Source organism: Mucilaginibacter myungsuensis (genome assembly GCF_015222005.1).
In the GTDB taxonomy this organism is placed as follows: Bacteria; Bacteroidota; Bacteroidia; order Sphingobacteriales; family Sphingobacteriaceae; genus Mucilaginibacter; species Mucilaginibacter myungsuensis.
Genome location: NZ_JADFFL010000013.1, coordinates 76787 through 99390 on the forward strand (window position 1 = coordinate 76787; position 22604 = coordinate 99390).

Here is a 22604-nt window from a genome sequence, read left to right on the forward strand (position 1 = left end):
AAACACATCTAAAGATTTTTAGGGGTTGTAGTAGTAGTGATGTAGTAAAAAATTCGTTTGTTGATGTACTTGCACCTACATTTGGATCATTATAAACCGCCACCTCCGGCACTATTTACCGAAAACAATTAGCTTGTATGGATACACTAAGCTTTATCGTACCCCATTTATTGGATGGGCCAAAGGGTACACGGCTCGTCGACAGATCACCAGAAATGATCATGCGGCAACCACCTTAAATAATAACGTAGTACTACATCAATAGCACCCAGACCCGGTGCCCCGCCGTCATCATTACGGCATCGAACCAAATTATAACCTAAAAAACAATTTCTATGCAATTAAAACTCAAGTTTTGTTTAGGCATGGCTTTGCTGATCAGCATTTTTAGCCAGGCCTATGCGCAAAATGGCCGGCTTACAGGTAAAGTCACCCAAAGCAACAACGGCGACCCACTGCCAGGCGCATCGGTTTCTGTAAAAGGAACAGGCGCAGGCGCTTTAACAGATGCCAACGGTGTTTATTCGCTGCCGGCACAGCAAAAGGGCGTTACTATTGTAGTATCGTTCATCGGAATGAAAACTTTAGAAAAAACATATGACGGGACAGCTACTTTAAACTTCGCGCTGGATGAAAGCGCGGCCAGCAAACTTAACGAGGTTGTAGTAATGGGCTACGGCACGCAAAAAGTGACCAAAGTATCGGGCGCGATATCTACCGTAAGATCTGCCGATATTAAAATGCTTAACCCGGTACGTACCGAGGAAGCCTTGCAAGGCCGTGCATCGGGTGTTACGGTTATCCAGGCCGGATCGCCGGGTGCTGCCCCTACTGTATTGGTACGTGGTATCCCTTCTTACTCAGGCAGTGGTCCGGCGGTAGTGATAGACGGTTCGATCCAGTCTATTAACGACCTTAACGCACTGAACCCGCAGGATATCGAATCTATCAACGTATTAAAAGACGCGGCCACTACGGCCATTTACGGTATAGCGGGTGGTAACGGCGTGATCATGGTAACCACCAAATCGGGCCGTAAGAACGGTAAGGTTGAATTATCGGGGAACAGCAATTTTGGCGTGCAGCAAGTGATCCACAAAGTGGGTGTACTGAACGCTACCGAATACGCGGCCATTATTAACGAAGGTAGCGTAACCTCGGGCGGAAACGTGATCTTCCCTAACCTGTCTACCCTGGGTGTGGGCACTAATTGGCAAGATCAGGTATTCCAAAATGCTAACATGCAAACGCATAACCTATCCGCAACAGGCGGCAGCGATAAAATGCAGTACTTTTTATCGGCCGGCTTTGTAAGGCAAGGCGGTATTGTTGGCGGTACAGATAAATCTAACTTCAACCGCGGTAACTTCACGGCCAACTTAAATTTTGACCTGACATCGAAGTTGAAATTCATTGTGAACGCGACCGACGCGATCCTGATGAGCCAAGGCGTGCAAGAGAACTCTTTTAATAGCGTACTTGGTAACGCCTTAAACTTTGACCCGACCGTTGCGGTATTGAACAACGTTGCCGGTACTCCGGGTAAATATGGTTTCAGTACCAATATCCTGTCGGAGGTATTTAACCCGCTTACCCGCCTGGACAATACCTACAATACAAACAACGGCAATAAGCTGTATGGTAAATTTGAGATGCAGTACGAGATCATCAAGGGTCTTAAAGCTACCAGCCGCTTTGGTTACACCAAATATGACGATGTTGGCAAGGGCTTTACACCGCTGGTTTTCTACGGTCCTAACAACGTAGACAACACTATGGGTGCAGATGGTAATGCTGTGGTAGGCGCACACAACAGCGTAAACCATACTAAGAACAGCAATTTCAACTACACTTGGGAAAACTACGCCAACTACGATTTTAAAATAAAAGAGGATCATACTTTCGAGACCGTTTTAGGTTTTTCTATGAGGCGTAGCAGTGGCAACGGTTCGTCGGCCGGCAGGCAGGATGTGCCTTATAACTCTTACGAGTTTGCCGATTTCTCGGCGGCTACCGGTGTTAACACGGCAACTAATACTAACGCGCAGACAGGTTCATACTATCGCTACTACAGTCAGGGGATATCTTACTTTGGCCGTGTCAATTACGATTACAAAGGCAGGTACCTGGCTTCGGTATCCGCACGTAGAGATGGATCGAGCAATTTTGGTACCGACAGAAAATTTGCCGATTTCGTATCAGGATCTTTAGGTTGGGTAGTAAGCAGCGAACAATTCTTTAAACCAGGTTTTGTAGAGTATTTAAAGATCCGCGGTAGCTACGGCACAAGCGGTAACGATCAAACAAGGCCGCAATACTTCCGCATTGCCACCGGTGGTCCTGATTACGGCCCTACCGCTAACAGCAATGGCTATAACTTTAATAACGTTTTTGTATCAGGTTCTACCTTAGGATCATTAGCTAACCCGCTATTAGGTTGGGAAGAGCAAAAACAAATGAACGTTGGTTTTGACATGAACTTCTTTAATGACAGGTTCACTTTAAATGCCGACTATTTTGAAAAACGTGTAGGAGGCTTGCTGTTCCCGTCAAGGTTACCGCTGATAGCCGGCACCGTGCCGTCGCCTACAGCCAACATCGGATCTACCAAAACCAGTGGTTTTGATATCACACTGGGCTACCGCGAAAAGATAGGCGCGTTCAATATGGCCAACAACTTCACGTTCACAGCAGCCAAAAACGTAGTAACAGCAACCAACTCCGACAACACCGCAAGGGTGACCGGCGGCGGCTACTTTAACGGCCAATCGCAATCAGTTACCGTTTTTGAGAAAGGTTACACACCGGGTTATTTCTACGGTTACAAAACACAGGGCTTATTCCAAACCCCGGCCGAGATCGCTTCGGCACCAACACAGGCAGGCGCACAACCGGGCGACATCCGTTTTGTTGACGTAAATGGCGATGGTAAGATAGACGCGGCAGACCAGACCCAGATCGGTGATCCGTTCCCTAACTTCACCTTAGGCTGGAACCTGACACTGAACTACAAAAACTTTGACCTGAACGTGTTCACCTATGCATCTGTAGGTAATGATGCTTACCGTGCTTTTGAGCGCAACGCCAACTTCAATAACAAATTCCGTAGTGTGCTTGGCCGTTGGACCGGTCCGGGTACTACTAATGATGCAACTTTGCCTCGTTATTCGTTCACTGACCCTAACAGTAACATCCGCGTGTCTGACAGATATGTAGAGGATGCCAGCTTTGTAAAGATCAAGAACGTACAGTTAGGTTACACCTTCCCGGCATCGTGGACCAAAAATGTATTTAAGAGCATCCGTTTATACGGCCAGGTCAAAAACGCTTTCGTATTTACAAAGTATAGCGGTTTCGACCCTGAGATATCAGGCGGCATCATGGATTCGGGCGTAGATCGTGGTTACTATCCGCAGCCAAGGTTCATCAGCGCAGGTCTTGACATCAGGTTGTAAACATCAAACACTAACAAAATGAATAAGATATATATAAAGACATTGAGCGTAGTGGCATTGATCGCGGCGCTTACATCGTGCAAAAAATTTGTGGAGTACAATCCGCACAACGATTACCAGATAACCGACCTGGATTACCTGAAGAACGAAACCGATTACCGTACCATGGCGGTCAGCGTATACTCTCCCCTGCAATGGCTTAACCAGGAGTATGTGGTGGCCGATATAGCCTCGGATAACTCTGTGGCCGGCGGCGAAAGCGCCTCGGACGTATTACCGTTGCAACAGGTGGATGAATTCACCAACACGCCGGTAAACTCAACCATGAGTGACCTTTGGCAATGTGCCTACGAGGGTGTTGCCCGTGCCAATTATTTAACACAGAACAAAGACAAGAACCGTGCAGGCGAGACCATTAGCTTTGCCGGTAAGGATGCCATGTATGGCGAGGTTTACTTCTTACGGGCCTATTACTATTTTCAACTGGTGAAAATGTTTGGCGATGTGCCTTTGTACATCGACAAAAGATTAGGCTTAGCCGATGTTGGCAAGATCCAGCGTTCGCCAAAGGCCGATGTTTACAAACAGATAGAGGCCGATCTTAACGCCGCTATCCCTGTCTTACCGGCCGTTCAGGCGCAAAAAGGTAAGATCACCAAATATGCCGCACAAGCTTTATTGGCTAAGGTGTACATCTATCAAGGTAAATTTGACCCTGCCGTACCTGTATTAGAAGGTATCATCACTTCAGGAGCCTTCTCGCTTGTGGCGGATTATGGTTCGATGTTCTTGCTTGCAGGTGAGAATGGCCCTGAATCGGTGTTCGAGATACAATACACCAACGGTTCGCCATACTACAATTGGGGTGGCGCCACACGCGGTCAGGGTAATTATGCCGTTCAGCAAAATGGTGTAAGGGGTATCAGCAGTGCTAACGCCGCTATGCCTTATGCAGCAGGCTGGAGCACTAACCTGCCATCTGCAAACCTGGCTGCCGCGTATGCCGCAGGCGACAAGCGCAAGGATGTGACTTTGTTCGACCCGGCCGCTTACGCTGCGGCTAACCCAACTTTTGGTCTTAACTATCAGGTAGCGCCTTACAAAAACACCGGCTTCTACAACGGTAAATATTTGCCACGCAAAGGTGAAACATCAGGCCAGGTGGAGTTGAATTATGCCAACAACCAGCGCATCATCCGCTTTGCTGATGTATTGCTGATGGCTGCCGAAGCCAATAACCGTGCAACTGCCGCAAACGATACCAAAGCACAAGGCTACCTTAACCAGGTACGTGCACGTGCTTTTGGCGATGCTTTGCACAACATCACCGCTACCGGCACCGCTTTGCGCCAGGCTATTTGGGATGAGCGCCGTTTAGAGTTGGCTATGGAAGGCGACCGCTTCTTTGATCTGGTACGCACCGGCCAAGCGGCTACCAAACTGACCGGCTTTAAAACTGGTAAGAACGAAGTATTTGCTATCCCCGATCAGGAGATACTGATATCTGGTTTGACCCAAAATCCCGGCTATTAATTATTAACCATTAAACACAGATCACAACATCATGAGATCATTAAAATATTTATTGGGAGCCTCTTTGGCGATAGCGGCAATGGCCGGCTGTAAAAAAGAGACGTTCGACGATATATCATTCGCCAAGAATGTATCGGCACCGGCCAAAATATCTACGCTGTTCAACATTACGCAGGATAATACCGGTCTGGTAACCATCACCCCCGCAGGTGAGGGTGCCATAAACTACGATGTTTATTTTGGCGACGGCACTACCAAGCCAACCACGGTTGCCGCAGGTAAAAATGTGCAGCACACCTATGCCGAAGGCAACTACACGGTAAAGATCACCGCCAAAGGCCCGACAGGCCAGACCACCGACTTTACCCAGCCGCTTACGGTATCATTCCGCGCGCCGGAGAATTTGAAAACTACGGTAAGTGCTAACGGACTTGTGCTTAGCGTAAGCGCGTCAGCAACTTACGAGACCATGTTCCGCGTTTACTTTGGTGACTCACTTAACGTAACGCCGTTGCGTTTCGCAACCTTCCTTGAAGGGCAGACCATCACGCACAACTACCCTGGTGCCGGCACGTATAACGTCCGCATTATCGCGCTAAGCGGCGGTAAAGCTACTACCGAGACCACGCAGTCGATCAAAGTAGGTAAACAGATAGACCTGCCTGTTACCTTCGATGACCCGAACTTTGACCTGACCACCAGCGATTTTGGCGGCAACGCCTCTGTTGTAGCGGCCGACCCAACGAATGCTGCTAACAAAGTATTGAAGATCACCAAAGGTGCAGAAACCTGGGCTGGTACTACTTTCGGTACAGCATCAGGCTTCGCTACCAAGGTCCCGCTGGCTACCGGGGCAACTAAGATGAGCATCAGGGTTTACTCTCCTGCCGCAGGTCTAACGATCAAACTGAAACTTGAAGACCATCTTGAAGGAACACATGCTGTTGAGGCCGATGCTAAAACAACGGTAGCTAACGCATGGGAGACTCTGAATTTTGACCTGTCTAACCACGCTACGGGAACTACACCGTTCAATCCGGCATGGAATTATGACAAAGCTTCGGTCTTCTTTGATTTTGGTACAGCAGGTGCTGGTAAAGTGTTTTATGCCGATGACCTGAAATTTATCCCGTCGTTAAAACAGATCAGCTTACCGGTAACTTTTGATGACGCTACGGTAGATTACGCGACTACCGATTTTGGTAACAATGCCACGGTCACTGTTGCAGATCCAGCTAACGCAGCCAACAAAGTAAAACAGACCACCAAACCGGCTGGTGCCGAAACATGGTCGGGCACCACACTTAGCGCGGCAGCAGGCTTAGGTTTCTCAGCTAAAGTGCCGATCACCCCGGCTACATCTAAAATGACATTAAGGGTTTACGCTCCGGCGGCCGGGATCACCGTTAAGCTGAAACTGGAAGACCATACCAACGGCACCCGTTCTATCGAGACCGACGCTGTGACTACCGTTGCCAATGGCTGGGAAACGTTGACCTTCGATTTTAACAGTACATCATCGGGTACGCCGGCTTATAATGCGGCTTATACTTATGATAAGGCCTCCGTATTCTTTGATTTTGGTGTGACCGGTAGTGGTAAAAAATTCTATTGGGATGACCTGAAAATGGCTGGTTTTAACACCGTGATGGGTCTGCCTTTCGATTTTGAGTCGACCGCGTTAGTATTCAGCCTGGCCGAGTTTGATGGCGGTGCGCTTAGCATTGTGGCCAATCCGCAGGTCAACGGCATCAATACCAGCACCAGAGTTGCAAAAATGGTAAAGAACAACGGACAGACCTGGGGCGGCGGCGTGATCGTATTGCCTGCTCCGATAGATTTTTCGGGCAGCAAGATCTTTAAAGTAAAAGTATGGTCGCCACGTGTAGGGGCTAAATTCCTGCTGAAAGTAGAAAACATGACCAACGGCGGCATCAGCTTTGAAAAAGAAGGAACCGCTACCGTGGCCAATGCCTGGGAAACTTTAACTTTTGATTATAGCGGTATCAATACTACCAACAGCTACCAAAAGATCGTAGTTATATGCGACAACGGTACCAAAGGCGATGGCACAGCCAATTACACCTGGTTGTTTGATGATATCACCCTTTAATTGCAAACCTAAAACAGCAAAAAAATGAAATTCAGAATATTAGCAATATCGGCACTGATCGCGTTTGCAGGCATGGGCATCAGCAGTTGCAAAAAAGCCGAGTACAACTTTGGCGAGTTAAAAACACCGGGCGGTTTAAGCTTAACGGCTACCGTGGCCGGGGTCAATGCAGCTAACCCCAATGGCGCGGGCACGGGTAACGTGGCCATTACTGCCAGTGCCACTAATGTGATCACCTACCGGATAGATTTCGGCGACGGCACCACGCAGACCGTACCATCGGGTACGATCAATTACAAGTACAACAACCCGGGCACGTTCACTTACACCATTGTAGTTACGGCTATTGGTACCGGTGGCGTTACATCGGTAACCAGTAAAACGGTTACCGTATTTGTGGCTTACACCATCCCTGATGCCATTGTGAGCAACCTTACCGGTGGTACATCAAAAGTATGGATCACCGACAACCTGGCCCCTGGTCATGTAGGTGTTGGTCCGGCTGACGCGTTCACACCATCTTACTACGCTGCTGACCCGAACCAGCGCGACCCTTGTTTATACGATGACCTGATGACCTTCACCAAAAATTCGGACGGTACGATATCTTTGGTAGTCGATAACAAAGGCACATCGTTCTTAACAGGTGGTTCTACAACGTTCTACGGCAAAACAGGCGGCGACGGTTGCTATACCTTAGATCTGTCGGCACCACGTAAGCTGGCCTTTATGGATGCCACATCGGCATCAACATCGGCAAACTCTACCCGTGTGCAGTTCACTGTTCCGGGTAATGGCTTAGTTGCGTTTGGTACAGGCGGTAGTACTTACGAGATATTGTCGCTTACTGCAACCACCATCCACTTGCGCAACATTGGCAGCGATGGCTTGTCGTGGTACCAAAAATTCAAAGTAAAACCATAATTCAAATTATGAAACATCTACGCATATCAGTTTTAGTTTTATTGGTAACGGCTTTTAGCGCCTGCAAAAAAAGTACGGCCGATGGCGGCGGTGGCAACACCGATACCGACATTGCCCCTACCAATCTTACCGTATCGGCCAACATCGCTGCCGACAATACCGGCAGCGTTACCTTTACGGCAGGCGCCACTAATGCCGCCACTTTTGAGTACGATTTTGGTAACGGAACGTATCAAACTGTTCCATCAGGCATAGTCACTTATAGGTACCCGCAAGCGGGTACCTATTCGGTGAACGTGATCGCTAAAAGTATGGGGGGAAAGCTGATATCGAAGTCGATATCGGTGACCATAGCTGTCACCTCGGCCATCACCTGGAGCGACGAATTTAACGTTGACGGTCCGCCTGATGCCACCAAATGGGGTTACGATACTGGTGCCGGCGGCTGGGGTAATAACGAAGTACAATACTACACCAACCGTACCGACAATGCCGTTGTATCTAACGGAACGCTGAAGATCACCGCTAAAAAGGAGAACTTTAGCGGGGCGATGTACACATCGGCAAGGCTGATATCTGCAGGTAAGTTCACCTACAAGTATGGCAAGATAGAGATCAGGGCCAAGCTACCTACACAAGCGGGTACGTGGCCTGCGATCTGGTCGTTGGGGTCTAACTTTGCTAATGTGGGTTGGCCTGCTTGCGGCGAGATAGATATCATGGAGCAGACCGGTTGGGACAAGAACAAGGTATCGGGCACGTTCCACTACCCAGGTTTCTCGGCAGGTAACGGTCCGACCAAAAGCACCACGGTCAGTACGTCTACTACAGCTTTCCATACTTATGGGTTGGAGTGGGATGCTACATCGCTAAAAATATCCGTCGATGGCGTAGTTTACCAAACACTGGCTAATGATAGTGGCAAGCCGTTCAATGCCAACTTTTTTATGATACTGAACGTGGCAATGGGCGGTACCCTTGGCGGTACTATCGACCCTAATTTCACTACTGGTGTAATGGAAGTTGATTACGTGCGCTATTATCAATAAAACACAACGGATACCCATATCATCCATTCTGCTAACGGCAATTTTAATGCTGCCGAATGGATGATATTGGGTTATCTGAACAAGAACAGGTATCAACAAACCTTAAACATTTACAACAATGATGCATCGAAAATACAGACCCGTTTTCCTGCTCACTTTGCTTGTTCCGGCGATCGCCGTAGGCCTTTACTCGTTCGATCGGGACGAGACTAAAGTAGCGCCCGGCAAAAAAGTGGTCTTTTTTGAAGACTTCAGCGGCAAAACCCTCGACCGCAAAAAATGGAACGTAGAGGTGACCGGTATGCATGTAAACAACGAGTTACAGGCCTATGTAGATTCGTCGGCCACGATAGCTATCGTTAACGGCGCCGAAGCCGGCGGAGCGACCAATGGGGCGTTGCGACTAACCCCGAAGATCGCCAAAGGATTTGTGACCAAAGACGGTCAGCACTTTGATTTTATATCGGGCAGGATCAACACCCGCGGTAAATTCGATTTTACCTACGGTACTTTTGAGGCCCGCATTAAGCTGACCGAAGGCGCCGGCCTGTGGCCTGCCTGGTGGATGCTGGGCAAAGGCGAATGGCCAGGCACCGGCGAGATAGACATTATGGAATACGTTGGCGAAAAGGATTGGGCAAGCGCGGCCGTACATGGCCCCGGCTACAGCGGAGAAACACCTTTTGTAGACCGCCTGTACTTCCCCGCCAACAACGACGTGACCCAATGGCATACCTACGCCGTGGATTGGACGCCGACCGAGCTAAACTTTAAGTACGACGGGAAACTGATCTTCCGCGTGAATAAGACCATGGCCCAACATTACGGTAAATGGGCTTTTGACAACGAGAAATACATGATCCTTAACTACGCCTTAGGTGGCGCCTACCCTATTAAGTTGAATGGGGTAAAAGGCCCGTACAACGGCATGCCAACAACAACGCTCGATCTGATCAAGACCGGCAAAGCCAAAATGCTGGTAGACTGGGTGCGGGTAACTCAAAACAAGTAAGTATTAATTTTTAACATAACAGAACAAAAGCCGGGCGCGAGGTCCGGCTTTGTTATTTTGTTATTTTAGCAACTCCTCTGCCGACTTGGTAGTAATACCGAAATAGAATTTCTGTCCAGAGGAGTACTTCTCCCGCAACTCAAAATTTTCAAATGCCGGTCCGCCGGGGATATCTACGTATGCATTGGGATCACGGCTGGCAACTGCCCAATATTTCGCGCGGCCATTCACACGTAACTCCAAAGACGGATCATAATTACCAGCATCCTTGCGCCAGTATTGGGTCAGTTTAATGGGCACACGGTAGCGCCACCCTGCCCTATCAGCATAAGCTTTAGTGTTGGGCCATGATGCCAACTCTGCTGACGATTCATTTGGTGTAGCGATAGCGATAAGGCTACCGTCAACTGTTTTTAAAAACTTATCGGCAGGATAACTTTGCTTCTCTATAAAGTCGATACCCTTGTAATCGTTGTATAATTTACGGGAGTCGACAACCTCATCATTTAAATGCAGCTGTCGCAAGCGGGAATAATTGCCCATGGTAGCCGTCAGCGCACAACGATCCATTTTGGCGCTGTTGGGTTTGTTAAATATCTCCAGGCAAAGTTCGTCGGGTCTATCGCTACGGATGCTGATCTTTAAGTAAGGGTTAGCCTTATGCAGGAACTGCTCCATAAACAGGTAAAGCGTTAGCTGCTCCACCTCTGGTTTGGCCGGATCAGGGTGCGATATCACGCCTTTTGCTAAATTGGGGTTGTAAGCGTCGGCAGCTTGGCTATCGCTTGTCCAAAAAAGTTTTCCCCAACGGTCATCAACGGTAGAAGGTGATATCTCGCTGAACTCGATCCGACCATCAACAATAGGCTCAATGGCTATAAAATTGATGAGGTAAAACTTACCATTCACCTCGCGTCCGACTCTGATCAGTCCACGTGGGCCGCCATCGTCTTTGTCGCCGGTCTCTACGCCGTTAGGCCAAATACTAAAACCGATCCCGCCCCGGATACCCCAGATCTTTGACCCGTTGGCAGTGTTGGGTTGTATCCAGCGGGACGCGGGTGCTTGAGCAAGGGAGGCCATACCGAAAAAAAATGAAAGTGCAATCGCCATTAAAAATACCCGATGTGTTTTCCTGACATTCATATTGATGGTGTAGTGTTGCAAATGAAGCGATTATAAACCAACATCGAAAGTACGTGAAGGCTTTGTTAGCAAATACCAAAGCAGAAATATGCCCGATCGCTTGATCATACTGTTTCTGTTTGCTAAATTAGCCCGGGCTGATAACAAGCCACGTAAAACGAAGTGATAAAAGTTGCTGAATTATTTGCCGGTGTAGGCGGTTTTAGATTGGGATTAGAGGGATGGCAGGGCAAGTCGGCTACCAGCGGTTACACAACCGACCTAAAAAGCGGCTACCGGGTAGTTTGGAGCAACCAATGGGAACCATCTACCAAAACCCAGGCGGCATCAAACGTTTACGAACAACGCTTCGGCAGCATCGGCCATGCAAATAAAGACATAGCCAAAGTAACAGCCGACGAGATCCCTGACCACGATATGCTGGTTGGTGGTTTCCCTTGCCAAGATTACTCGGTGGCGCGTACGCTGAATAAGTCGGGTGGATTGAATGGCAAAAAGGGCGTACTTTGGTGGGAGATCCACCGCATCCTGAAAGAAAAAAGCGACGCTGACAAGCCTGTAAAATATCTCTTCTTAGAGAATGTAGACCGCCTGCTTAAATCTCCCGTTAAACAACGCGGTCGCGACTTTGCGATCATTTTAGCTTCGTTATCCGACCTGGGTTATGCGGTAGAATGGCGCGTGATCAATGCCGCCGACTATGGCTTTCCGCAACGCCGTCGCCGGGTGTTCTTGTTGGGTTATCATAAAAGCTCAGCATTGTATCAAACCGCTGTATCTTCAAGAAAAGATGATATCATTTTATACGACGGTGTGTTGGCAAGGGCATTACCTGTCAATGACGACCTGATCAATTTGGGTAACTTCCACATCAAGGGAGACCTGGCAGATATCTCGGAGGATACCAATGACCAATTTAAGTCTGCCAGTCCATTTGAAAATGCCGGGATCATGATAGATCGCGAGGTTACAACTTTAAAATTATCGTCGAGCTTTAGCGGCATGCGTACCGTGTTAAAAGACGTTCTGTTGGATGAGACTGACGTAGACAGCAACCTTTACGTTGATGAAGCCATGCTATCGCGATGGCTGTATCTTAAAGGCGCCAAAAACGAAATGCGCGTTAATAAAACACTCGGCTTCGAATATAAATACAACGAGGGCGGCATGGTATTCCCCGACCCGTTAGACCAACCTTCGCGCACCATCATCACGGGCGAAGGCGGCGCATCGCCATCCCGTTTTAAGCACGTGGTGACTACCAAAGATGGCCGCCATCGTAGACTTAGTCCTGTTGAATTGGAGCGATTGAATATGTTTCCAGATAACCATACAGCCGGTGCGTCGCCGGTAAAGCGTGCTTTTTTTATGGGTAACGCCTTAGTGGTGGGCATTATAGAAAAGGTTGGTCAGCAATTGTTGACCGCGATCAGCAAACGTTGATCATCTGTAAAACACAACATCTTCTTAACTGTTCCCTCATCATCAATTAAGATATAACTCTTAATTTTACCCATCAACTTAACTAAAAAAAGATGGTATTGACCGGGAATAACCTCCATATCGACGTACGTTCGGAGATAGGGCGCTTGCGCTGTTTACTTATCCATAGCCCCGATAGTGGTATTGGTAAAGTAGTGCCGTCAAAAGCGCAGGACTGGCTTTTTGAGGATATCATCCATCTGGATAGCGTGCGTAAGAACGAGTACGACCTGTATGTGAAACTGTTGATGTATTTCCTGGATCCTGAACGCATTAATGGCCGCCTTGATGAAATATCATCGCCCGAACATAAACGTAATTTCTTTAAACCGGATAATGCGGGCTTTCATGCATCTGCCAAAGTGATAGAAATGCAAACACTGTTATCCGACATTTTGGAGGATAACAACATTCGCGAAAAACTGGTAGCATCCGTTTGCGCGATGGAGAACTGCACTTACAGTTTGCAAGAAACACTGATCAATACAGAGCCGGTAGAACTGGCCAAGATCTTGATATCAGGCTCCATGGATGACCATGACCTGATCTTTGCCCCTATCCCTAACTTTATCTTTTCGCGCGATGTGGGTATTGCTATAAAAGATCACTTACTGATCAGCAAACCGGCCAAACCCGCACGTGCACGTGAGACCTTGCTGATGCGTTATGTTTTCTTTAACCATCCGTTGTTTAAGGCCTATCGTAATAACATCATCGAAATACCGGATACCCCACAGCATTTCTTAAAACCCGGAGAAGGTAACGAAGAGCGAACAACACTTGAGGGTGGCGACATTATGATGATCAGCGAAGAACATGTGCTGATCGGCGTTAGCGAGCGAACATCGGTAGCTGGTGCAAATGCGATCATTCGTACCCTATTCGATAAGAAACTGGTCAAAAAAGCTACGGTGATCAAGATCCCTACCAAGCGGGATTTTATGCATATCGACACCATTTTTACACAAGTTAAACGGAACGTGTGGGTGCTATTAGGTAGCTTATCGATGCCACAATTTGACCCGGAGACCGCCACGACAGGTAACTATTTTAGTCAGCAAAAACCAAGTAAGACGGTCGAGATCGTACAGTTCAATATTGACAAAGGTTATCAACCTAAACGTTTTGTAAATCTGGAAGCCTTACTGGATGATATTAGCCGGAATGAATTTAAAAGTGAGGAACCAACAAGGTTCATTTATTCGGGCGACAAGGAGTTCCCTTATGATGCTCGCGAGCAATGGACGGACTCTTGTAATCTGTTAGCCTTACAAGAGGGTGTGGTGATCGGTTATGATCGTAATGACAAGACAGCGGCCGCTTTTGAAAAGAATGGTTTTAAAACGATATCCGTTGCCGACCTTCTACTGCAGATAGAACAAGGTGAGACGGATCCGCAGTCGATGAAAGATACCCTGATCTTGATGCCCTCAGCAGAATTATCAAGAGCGCGCGGCGGGTTCCATTGTATGAGTATGCCTTTATGCCGCGAAACCATCGATAAATAATATGCAACCATCTACCATATTGATGATACGCCCGGTCAATTTCGGGTATAATGAGCAGACCGCCGAGAGCAATGCTTTTCAGCGCAAAGATGCGGCCACAGATGTACAGCAGAACGCCTTGGCCGAGTTCGATAACTTTGTAGAAAAGCTACGCGCCGAAGGTATCAACGTTATTGTGATGGATGACACCCCAAGTCCGCATACACCTGACTCGATCTTTCCGAACAACTGGATATCCTTTCACGAAGATGGCAGCATTTTTATCTACCCAATGCAAGCCCCGAACCGTCGCGACGAACGCCGCACGAAAGATGTCATTAATATCCTTGCGGATCGTTATGAAATAGATAATATCGAAGATCTGACCAAATTTGAAGATCAGGATCTATTTTTAGAAGGCACGGGCAGTATGGTGTTTGACAGGCTAAACAAGATCGCTTACGCTTGCCTTTCACCGCGCACCGACCAAATCGTAGTGGATGAGTTTTGCAGACGTTCCGGTTACTCCGCTGTAACCTTTAATTCCTTTGATGAGCAGGGCACACGCATCTATCATACCAATGTGCTTATGTGCATTGCAGAAAGCTTTGCGGTGATCTGCTTGGATACAATAACTGATGAGCAGCAACGCAAAGCAGTAAGCACAAAGCTACAACAAAGCGGCAAAGAAGTTATAGAGATCAGCCAGGCGCAGTTACGATTCTTTGCCGGGAACATGTTAGAACTGACCAATAAGGATGGCAAAAAGGTATTGATCATGTCTGAGCAAGCCTACTCATCGCTAAATAACGACCAGATCAATACATTACAACGATATGCAAAGATCGTCCACTCGTCGCTCCAAACTATCGAAATTAATGGTGGCGGAAGTGCCCGTTGCATGATGGCCGAAATTTGCTTACCTGCAATATAAACTACCCTATTCTTTTCCGGGTAATTGCTTAATGTAGATATTTCTAAAATCTACCGGCTGGCCCTCACTTTGCAGGGCGATAAAGCCAGCGCTTAATAACTTACCGTCAACCTTGTATTTGAGGTCATAACCAGTTGCCACACCACCACCGATGGTCGGCTTTGAATATTGCAGTACCGTATCGCCATTGATGATATGCGTGATCAGTTTACTACCCTGAACGATCAGCTCGCCTTTAACCCACTGATCGCCATCGTAAGTCTTGGATATTGAATTGATACAATGATCGGGCGATACACGACCTTTATAAACTACATCTGTCCCAGGCGAACACATGTTACCGGTCGAGCGACTTTTGCCATCGCTAAGGCCTCCTAATAGCTGCATTTCGATAGATATCGGCCAATCCTGATTCTTCAGCATCGTCCTTGGATCTTGCGAGTGAAACATTATTCCGCTATTACGAAGCGTATAATCTGGAGCACCCTTTTGCAACTCGCCAACAAAACGATACTCAAATTTAAGATGGAAGTACGAATATGGCGTATCATAGTACAGATGACCGAACTGATCATTGAACATTCCATACTGATCGTACCTGATCTTGATGATGCCGTCCTCTACACGGAAAGTATTACCGAAGTTATCGCCCGTCTCATGATGATTGATCTTGACCGTCCAACCCTTAGTGTCTTTACCATTGAAGAGTTGTTTCCAGCCTTTATCAGGACTATTATCGTATACAACGGACCTGGTACCGCTACACCCGATAGCAAGAAAACATATGGAAATTAAGGAAAAAAAAGATCTTTTCATGATGACATTAAGCTGAGTGATCCCAGCAAGTTAAGTTAAAGCAGTCAAATTAACACGCGCTAAACACAAAAAAGAGGCCACCCCCTTCTGAAACACACATAAGTTTGAAACTTTTGGTTAAATATTTACGCTGAAATACCAAATAAAAGGCTAATTTTAGTCAGAAAAACTACCTGGACACTCATTCTTCTACCCACTGTGAGGAAATTTTTATATGTCATATTCTATCCTTTCTTTTTACTCTTATTTTTCAGTAAGTGTTCAGACCGACATCCTTCACCTAAAGGCCAAGCTAAGGTCTATATCAATTCAGACCGTGGACGGTACCAGTTCTACCGTAATGGCAAACCCTTCATAATTAAAGGAGGGGCGGGCTTTACCCACCTTAAAGAGTTAAAAGCCGCCGGCGGCAACACCATAAGGGTATGGGATACAACAAAGCTGCAACACATTTTAGATTCGGCACAAGTTTATGGGTTAGGGGTTATAGTAGGATTGCCGATGCCGTCTAACCAAAACATGGATCTTTTTTATAATAACAAAAACCTTGTTAGCAAAGGGCATAAACATATAATGGCAACGGTTAATCGTTATAAAAACCATCCGGCTTTGCTATGCTGGTGCCTGGGTAACGAGCTACCATTTCCATACAAACCCACTTTCAATAAATTCTATAACGCATTTAACCAATTGGTAGATGACATTCACCGCAATGACCCCGGCCATCCGGTGACCACCACGCTGATGTCGTTCCAACAGAAAAACATCGTTAACATCAGATCGCGCACCAATATAGACTTTATCTCCTTTAACATTTTTGGCTCCATTAAGACATTGAAAGCAGATCTTGAGCGTATTAAATGGTTTTGGTCAGGCCCGTATTTGATAACTGAGTGGGGAATAGAAGGCCCTTGGGTAAGCGATTCGCAAAACGCGTGGGGTGCGTATGTTGAGAATACCAGCGAAAAAAAAGCCGAACAGATACTTGATACTTACCGAAAGTATATGCCCGTAACTGACCCGCGCTTTTTAGGCTCGATGATCTTTTATTGGGGGCAGAAACAAGAGTTGACACCTACATGGTTCAGTCTGTTTGACCGGAATGGACATAAGACATCATCTGTAGATATCATGCAACAAATATGGACCGGCAAGCCACCTGCAAAACATCCGCCTGCTATAAAATACATGTTACTTGACGGTAAGGGCGGTAACGATAACATCTTACTTTCGCCCCGGCAACTTTCGTCGGCACGCATATTAATGAGCGATAAAGACACCGCCCTTTACAGCTACCATTGGGAGCTGATGAAAGAAGACTGGTATAAACCTAACAATATCTTTAATGAAAAACCTCAAAAACCAATTAAAGGATCATTGTTAAATGATCGGTCAACATCGGTAAAATTTTCCGCACCTGTAAATGAAGGACCGTATCGGCTATTCGTTTATGTTTACGATAACACAGGATATGTCGCTACTGCGAACACACCATTTTATGTGGTTGACAATCCATGACCAGCCAACTGATCAAAGGACCTACGCCATGGCAGCGGCGCATTATCAGAGCAATGATCTTGATAGGCGCAGGGTGTATGATGTTTTTTTTATACAGCCTATTACGCAGATCGGTAGTTGGCTATAAACCGCTTTACTTCCTGCTGATAAGCACCTTCGTATTTACTTTATTTAAAATAATTTTCGAATGGTATCATTATTGGTCTATCAAGGTACCGGAGCTACCCAATACGTCAAAAAATTATTCGGTAGATATTTTTACAACTTTCTGCGCGGGCGAACCATATGATATGATCGTGGATACCCTAACAGCTATCCAAGCAATCACTTACCCACATAAAACATTTTTGTGCGACGAAGCTGATGACGCTTATTTAAAAGGTGTGTGCGAAAAATTAGGTATAGTGCATATTACCCGCCAGGTAAAGATCGATGCCAAGGCAGGCAATATCAATAACGCACTACGATCATCTTCGGGTGAATTATGTGTGATCTTAGATCCGGATCATCGACCACAGCCCAATATGTTAGACCCGATCGTTGGTCATTTTGATGACCTCGGGGTTGGTTTTGTTCAGATCGTTCAAGCGTATCATAACCAAAACACTGGTTGGGTGGCCAAAGGCGCTTCGCAGCAAACTTACCAATTTTACGGACCTATGATGATGTGTATGAACAGTTACGGTACCGTACAGGCCATTGGCGCAAATTGCACATTCAGACGTTCAGCACTCGATTCTATAGGTGGGCATGCGGCCGGCCTGGCAGAAGATATGCATACCGCAATGCAGCTGCATGCCAAAGGGTGGCGTTCGGTATACGTGCCGGCAGTGGTTACACACGGCTTGGTACCAGCTACCATGAGTGCATATTTTAAACAACAATTAAAATGGTCTCGGGGCGTGTTCGAACTTATGCTGACATCATACATCAAACTTTTTAACAAGTTCGATCTTAGGCAAAAGTTACATTACGGGCTTATGCCTCTTTTCTATATGTCGGGTTTTGTTTTCCTTTTCAATTTTCTGATACCGATAGTTTCATTGTTGGCGAGTGTATATCCATTAAAGATGGATTTCTCGCAGTTTGTGATCATTAGTACACCTTTTATAACCTCAGTGATATTAGTACGGCATTATGTGCAACGTTGGGTAATGGATGAGCAAGAACGTGGCTTTCATGTCATTGGGGGCCTGTTGCTTATCGGCACCTGGTGGGTATTCATCACAGGCTTTATTTACACACTTATCCGTAAAAACGTACCATACATCCCCACGCCTAAAGATCTAAGCGAAGAAAAGAATCTTAAGATCAATTTGCCAAATGTGATAGTTTTAGTATTATCTGTAAGTGCTATTTGGTATGGGCTCATCAACGATCGGAACCCTTTTACTTTCTTAATGGCCGGGATGGCGGGGTTGAATTGTTTGTTCATGACCTTTATGATCCTTGCGGCAGAGCAATTTAAGTTAAGGCGAATAGCACGCAAACTAACTTATTTAAATGGTTTACAGGCGTTAATAAAAGAGTTAAAAGGGCGATTTTGGATATTTCGGAGAAAGCTTTACTCGGGGGTAAGGTCGTTAAGCTTAATGTTAACTGTGCTTACCATCTGCGTTTGTATTTACTTTTCTATGGATAACACCGGCACAGCTTACGACTACCCTTTGTATAATAAACAATACGAACTTGCAAATGGATATCCGTTAGATGTAAAAACAAAGCTGAATGAGGCTGTACCCGCGGCCTCTTTGGCAATAAGATCACTTAACCCTAACGCGTTTCTTTCCACTAAAGGAGTTATATACAGTAAAGGCAGTTTTTGGTACAAAAACACCTACCCGCTTACTAAAAAGATCATTTTAAAAGATATTAATGAAGTACGCAACGCTGGTATAAATACGATCAAAATTTATGGCCCCAACGTTTACGACAATTCGATACTTGAAGCCGCACGAACTAACAGCATAAAAGTGCATTATAGTTTTTGGATGCCGGATCCAAAAACTTTCCTAACAGAAAGCGACAAATGGACAGATCTATCTTCGGCAATTTTAGAAACCGTAGAAAAACTAAAAGACAGTCAGGAGATCACCTCCTGGAATATCGGCAATTATCCTTTTCAGTTGCTTGATAAATATTACAGTGGAAGCGATCTGGTCAAGGCCAGATCGTTGTATGTAGCATGGTTAAAGCAACTGGTACAAAAGATAAAAACATCCGACCCCCGGCGGACGATCACCGTGGACGCCCTTTCTTGCACAAGCTTAACGGCAACGGTAACCCTTTTTCATCAACAAATTCCGGCGATAAATGCTTTCGGCTTAATACTGCCCAACAGTGCATCGGTCCAAATACTTAATAAAGTTCTGGATGTACCATATTTTTTTTCCAGCGCATACCCTACCGTATTCGAAAATGGCCAATATCCTGCAGGCGGTATCTTTTACGCTAATTGGCAAGACCAGGAAGCGGCATCAACTGTCGCATTTGATGGTTTAAAAGACAAATGGGGCCGCATTAAACCCTTTTTTGCATCCATAAGCAGGATATGGAAAGGCCACGTACCAGATCATGACGTGCCTGCCATCAAAATATTAAGACCCGCCGTTACAACTGATATAGGATCCAAACTGACATATGCGGCTTTAATTTTCAGACAAAATAAATGGGACCTTACCAAACCCGAAGAAAAAGGGCTAACTTTTGATTGGTATATGGTCCGTACCGACCAGTGGGGTAACGCGTTGAGCATGAAAAAAATAGGTTCGGGCACAAAAACAGAAGTGACCATCCCGAGCGACCATCAATACTTCAGGCTCTATCTTGTTGCCTTTAACGATAAAAATAATAGCACCAGTGATCTTACCACACTAAACACACCACTTATCAACTAATGAACCATGGTATCTGTTAAAAGAAAATATCTGGTAGCCGGGGTGATATTTATCGTTCTGACCTCATCGCTTTGGATCATTAAAGCCGCGGCAAAACGATACCTGATCAATGACTGTTATGAACGTACAGATGAGTGTGTATCGGGGGTCTTTTTTAAGACCGATGATTTTAGTTGGGCTAAAAAAACCTGCGATCATTACACCCTTATTTGGAAAAATACCGCCCTATGGTCCAATGATAGCCAACTAAAGATCGCTATGAATAAGGGTGACGTATTACTGACAGTTGAGACCTGGCTAAAAGGGCTATCATCGGATAACGTTTTAGAAGCAACCTTGTCAGGCAAATTCGACCGTAATATTGATGATCTTGGCCGCAATATCACCTTCGCAAAGCACCGCGTTTATCTACGCTGGAACCCTGATATGGAGGTGCCCGTCCAAAATTACCCTTGGCAGTTCCGATCAGCGCAATTGTATCGCCGGGCATTTGATCATGTAGCGAAACGTATCAAGAAGATCGCACCACAAACAGTTGTTATATGGGGGCCTACCGGTTATCCCGGCGATACAGAATATTGGCCAGGAAACCAATATGTAGACATGGTATCTATAACACTCGGGAGCAGATCAGAATTTATAGCAAAAAATTATCCGATACAAAAAGACATCAAGGCGCTTTTACGTTCCAAATTGCATCGGATGCGATATATAAATAAACCTATTCTTGTCCTTACTTCTGATAGATTTGACAAAAAGCTGATAACCAATAACTTGCTTAATGAGCAAACAGCTTACATGCGCGACAATTCGGAGATGGTATATAGCGCAAAGCTCTATGCCGATACCGAAGCGATCAAACCTGTTCGGGCCAGACTTCATATTGGGGTTTATGACCCCGACGAAAAATTGACAGATCTACCCGGAATCAATGTGGAACATATTTTTACTGACATAGGTGAATTGCAAAAAGGGCTGTTCAAAAAAAAATTCGACGCCATTACAAAGCGGGGACACGATGTTATTTTGACAGTTGAGCCTTGGAGAGATACCTCTAACATATCAGATACAGATGTCACTAAAAGTATTTTAAACGGCCGTTATAATAACGTTATTAAAAACCTATTTAGAATAATCGGTACCACTGAGCGGGTGGTTTATTTACGATGGATGCACGAGATGGAAATACCCATACACCGGTACCCTTGGCAAAGTCGGGATCCAGTATCCTATATTAAAGCCTTCAGGTATTTTATGCTGTTCGATGGCGGAACTCCTAAAAATGTAAAAAAAGTTTGGGGCCCTGCGGGCGACCGGGGCTCGGTAGACTTTTGGCCGGGAGACGATGTTGTTGATTATATCAGCATTGCTATTTACGGCCTACCAGATAAAAATATCACCGATCCAAATCTACAGGAATCTTTTAAAAGCGCATTTTACAGAAAATACTATCGTATGCGTTTTTTAGATAAGCCATTGTTCATAACCGAATTTGGTGTAAAAGGACCACAAACATATCAGGATGCCTGGTTAGCAGGTGCGTCAGTAACTATAAAAGAAAACCGCCATATTTTTGGAATAAGTTATTTTAACCAAGTAGACAATCCCGCAGCATGGGGTAAAATAAAAGCGCCAAACTGGGCTATCTCAAAGGCGTCCATGCAAAAGTTCATAAAAGCAGTGAATGACGATAATTCTCGATAAAATAAAGGCTGTACACACAAGATCCCTGTAATAACGCCGTTAGCCCATACTGATCAGACACACCTTCAGGCCATACGAAAAAGTCATTAAGTTAAGGAATTTTCGATGTAGCTTATGCACCGGTAGGGTGCAAAAGCTTCGTAGGAAAAATAGTCAAACTTAACCGTTCGTCGTAGGTGCACAACTTAGCTTCAGCACCTATGGCGCTTTTCATCGATCGTACTTGAAATTCTACAAAGCTTTAACCTCCCTGAGGTTCTCTTAACTCGATGACCTTGAGCTTTAAGATATGGCATATATCCACTGTCCCCGGGTTAAGGTGAGTTGCCGGTGGTATTCAGAAAAGAAGTTACTCCACAAAAAAAGCCCCTCTACTTACGTAAAGGGGCTTTGGTTTAACGTCTTATTAGACGATAAGGTTTGGCACCGACCTACTCTCCCACATTTTACTGCAGTACCATCGGCTCTGGCGGGCTTAACTTCTCTGTTCGGAATGGGAAGAGGTGGACACCGCCGATATAGGCACCTGAATTT

Annotated in this window: 14 protein-coding genes and 1 rRNA gene; 12 read left to right on the forward strand and 3 right to left on the reverse strand. The window is 45.9% G+C overall.

Annotated elements, in window-relative coordinates; genetic code table 11:
- Positions 1-335: 335 nt before the first annotated feature.
- The 6 genes from IRJ16_RS22110 (at position 336) to IRJ16_RS22135 (ending at position 10086) form a co-directional block, all read left to right on the forward strand.
- A complete protein-coding gene (locus IRJ16_RS22110) occupies positions 336-3455 on the forward strand; it encodes a SusC/RagA family TonB-linked outer membrane protein (RefSeq protein WP_194114059.1) in 3120 nt (1039 codons plus the stop codon).
- An 18-nt stretch (positions 3456-3473) separates the two neighbouring features.
- Positions 3474-4988 (forward strand): RagB/SusD family nutrient uptake outer membrane protein, encoded by a 1515-nt coding sequence (locus IRJ16_RS22115; protein WP_194114060.1) that lies wholly within the window; start codon positions 3474-3476, stop codon positions 4986-4988.
- Between the two features lie 31 nt (positions 4989-5019).
- Entirely contained in the window at positions 5020-7101 is a 2082-nt protein-coding gene (locus tag IRJ16_RS22120) for a PKD domain-containing protein (protein ID WP_194114061.1), read from the forward strand.
- Positions 7102-7125: 24 nt separating this feature from the next.
- On the forward strand, positions 7126-8025 hold the full coding sequence (locus IRJ16_RS22125) for a PKD domain-containing protein (RefSeq protein WP_194114062.1): 900 nt from the start codon (positions 7126-7128) through the stop codon (positions 8023-8025).
- A gap of 8 nt (positions 8026-8033) precedes the next feature.
- The gene (locus IRJ16_RS22130) at positions 8034-9074 is read left to right on the forward strand and encodes a family 16 glycosylhydrolase (RefSeq protein ID WP_194114063.1); all 1041 of its coding nucleotides are present in this window, start codon (positions 8034-8036) and stop codon (positions 9072-9074) included.
- Between the two features lie 118 nt (positions 9075-9192).
- Complete coding sequence (locus tag IRJ16_RS22135) at positions 9193-10086, forward strand: glycoside hydrolase family 16 protein (RefSeq protein WP_228080414.1); 894 nt, start codon at positions 9193-9195, stop codon at positions 10084-10086.
- Positions 10087-10146: 60 nt separating this feature from the next.
- Here the strand turns inward: IRJ16_RS22135 and IRJ16_RS22140 are convergent, their stop codons facing one another.
- Entirely contained in the window at positions 10147-11169 is a 1023-nt protein-coding gene (locus IRJ16_RS22140; RefSeq protein ID WP_194114064.1) for a hypothetical protein, read from the reverse strand.
- A gap of 225 nt (positions 11170-11394) precedes the next feature.
- Between IRJ16_RS22140 and dcm the strand changes: the two genes are divergently transcribed.
- The 3 genes from dcm (at position 11395) to ctlX (ending at position 15135) form a co-directional block, all read left to right on the forward strand.
- Positions 11395-12675 carry a DNA (cytosine-5-)-methyltransferase gene (gene dcm / locus IRJ16_RS22145; RefSeq protein WP_194114065.1) on the forward strand — a complete coding sequence of 427 codons (1281 nt, stop codon included), beginning with the start codon at positions 11395-11397 and terminating at the stop codon, positions 12673-12675.
- A 92-nt stretch (positions 12676-12767) separates the two neighbouring features.
- A complete protein-coding gene (locus IRJ16_RS22150; protein WP_194114066.1) occupies positions 12768-14222 on the forward strand; it encodes an arginine deiminase family protein in 1455 nt (484 codons plus the stop codon).
- A gap of 1 nt (position 14223) precedes the next feature.
- The gene (gene ctlX, locus IRJ16_RS22155) at positions 14224-15135 is read left to right on the forward strand and encodes a citrulline utilization hydrolase CtlX (RefSeq protein ID WP_194114067.1); all 912 of its coding nucleotides are present in this window, start codon (positions 14224-14226) and stop codon (positions 15133-15135) included.
- A 6-nt stretch (positions 15136-15141) separates the two neighbouring features.
- Here the strand turns inward: ctlX and IRJ16_RS22160 are convergent, their stop codons facing one another.
- Positions 15142-15951, reverse strand: coding sequence for a 3-keto-disaccharide hydrolase (locus tag IRJ16_RS22160; protein WP_194114068.1), 810 nt, complete (start codon positions 15949-15951; stop codon positions 15142-15144).
- A 198-nt stretch (positions 15952-16149) separates the two neighbouring features.
- On the opposite strand from IRJ16_RS22160, the gene IRJ16_RS22165 reads away from it, so the two are divergent.
- The 3 genes from IRJ16_RS22165 to IRJ16_RS22175 all read left to right on the forward strand — a co-directional run bounded on the left by IRJ16_RS22165 (position 16150) and on the right by IRJ16_RS22175 (position 22070).
- A complete protein-coding gene (locus tag IRJ16_RS22165; protein ID WP_290246555.1) occupies positions 16150-17469 on the forward strand; it encodes a glycoside hydrolase family 2 TIM barrel-domain containing protein in 1320 nt (439 codons plus the stop codon).
- Positions 17466-20366 (forward strand): glycosyltransferase family 2 protein, encoded by a 2901-nt coding sequence (locus IRJ16_RS22170; protein ID WP_194114069.1) that lies wholly within the window; start codon positions 17466-17468, stop codon positions 20364-20366. The genes IRJ16_RS22165 and IRJ16_RS22170 overlap by 4 nt, the downstream gene beginning before the upstream one ends.
- 258 nt (positions 20367-20624) lie before the next feature.
- Positions 20625-22070 (forward strand): glycoside hydrolase family 26 protein, encoded by a 1446-nt coding sequence (locus IRJ16_RS22175; RefSeq protein ID WP_194114070.1) that lies wholly within the window; start codon positions 20625-20627, stop codon positions 22068-22070.
- 418 nt (positions 22071-22488) lie between these two features.
- Here IRJ16_RS22175 and rrf read toward each other — a convergent pair.
- Positions 22489-22600, reverse strand: a 5S ribosomal RNA gene (rrf, locus tag IRJ16_RS22180).
- Positions 22601-22604: the final 4 nt, after the last annotated feature.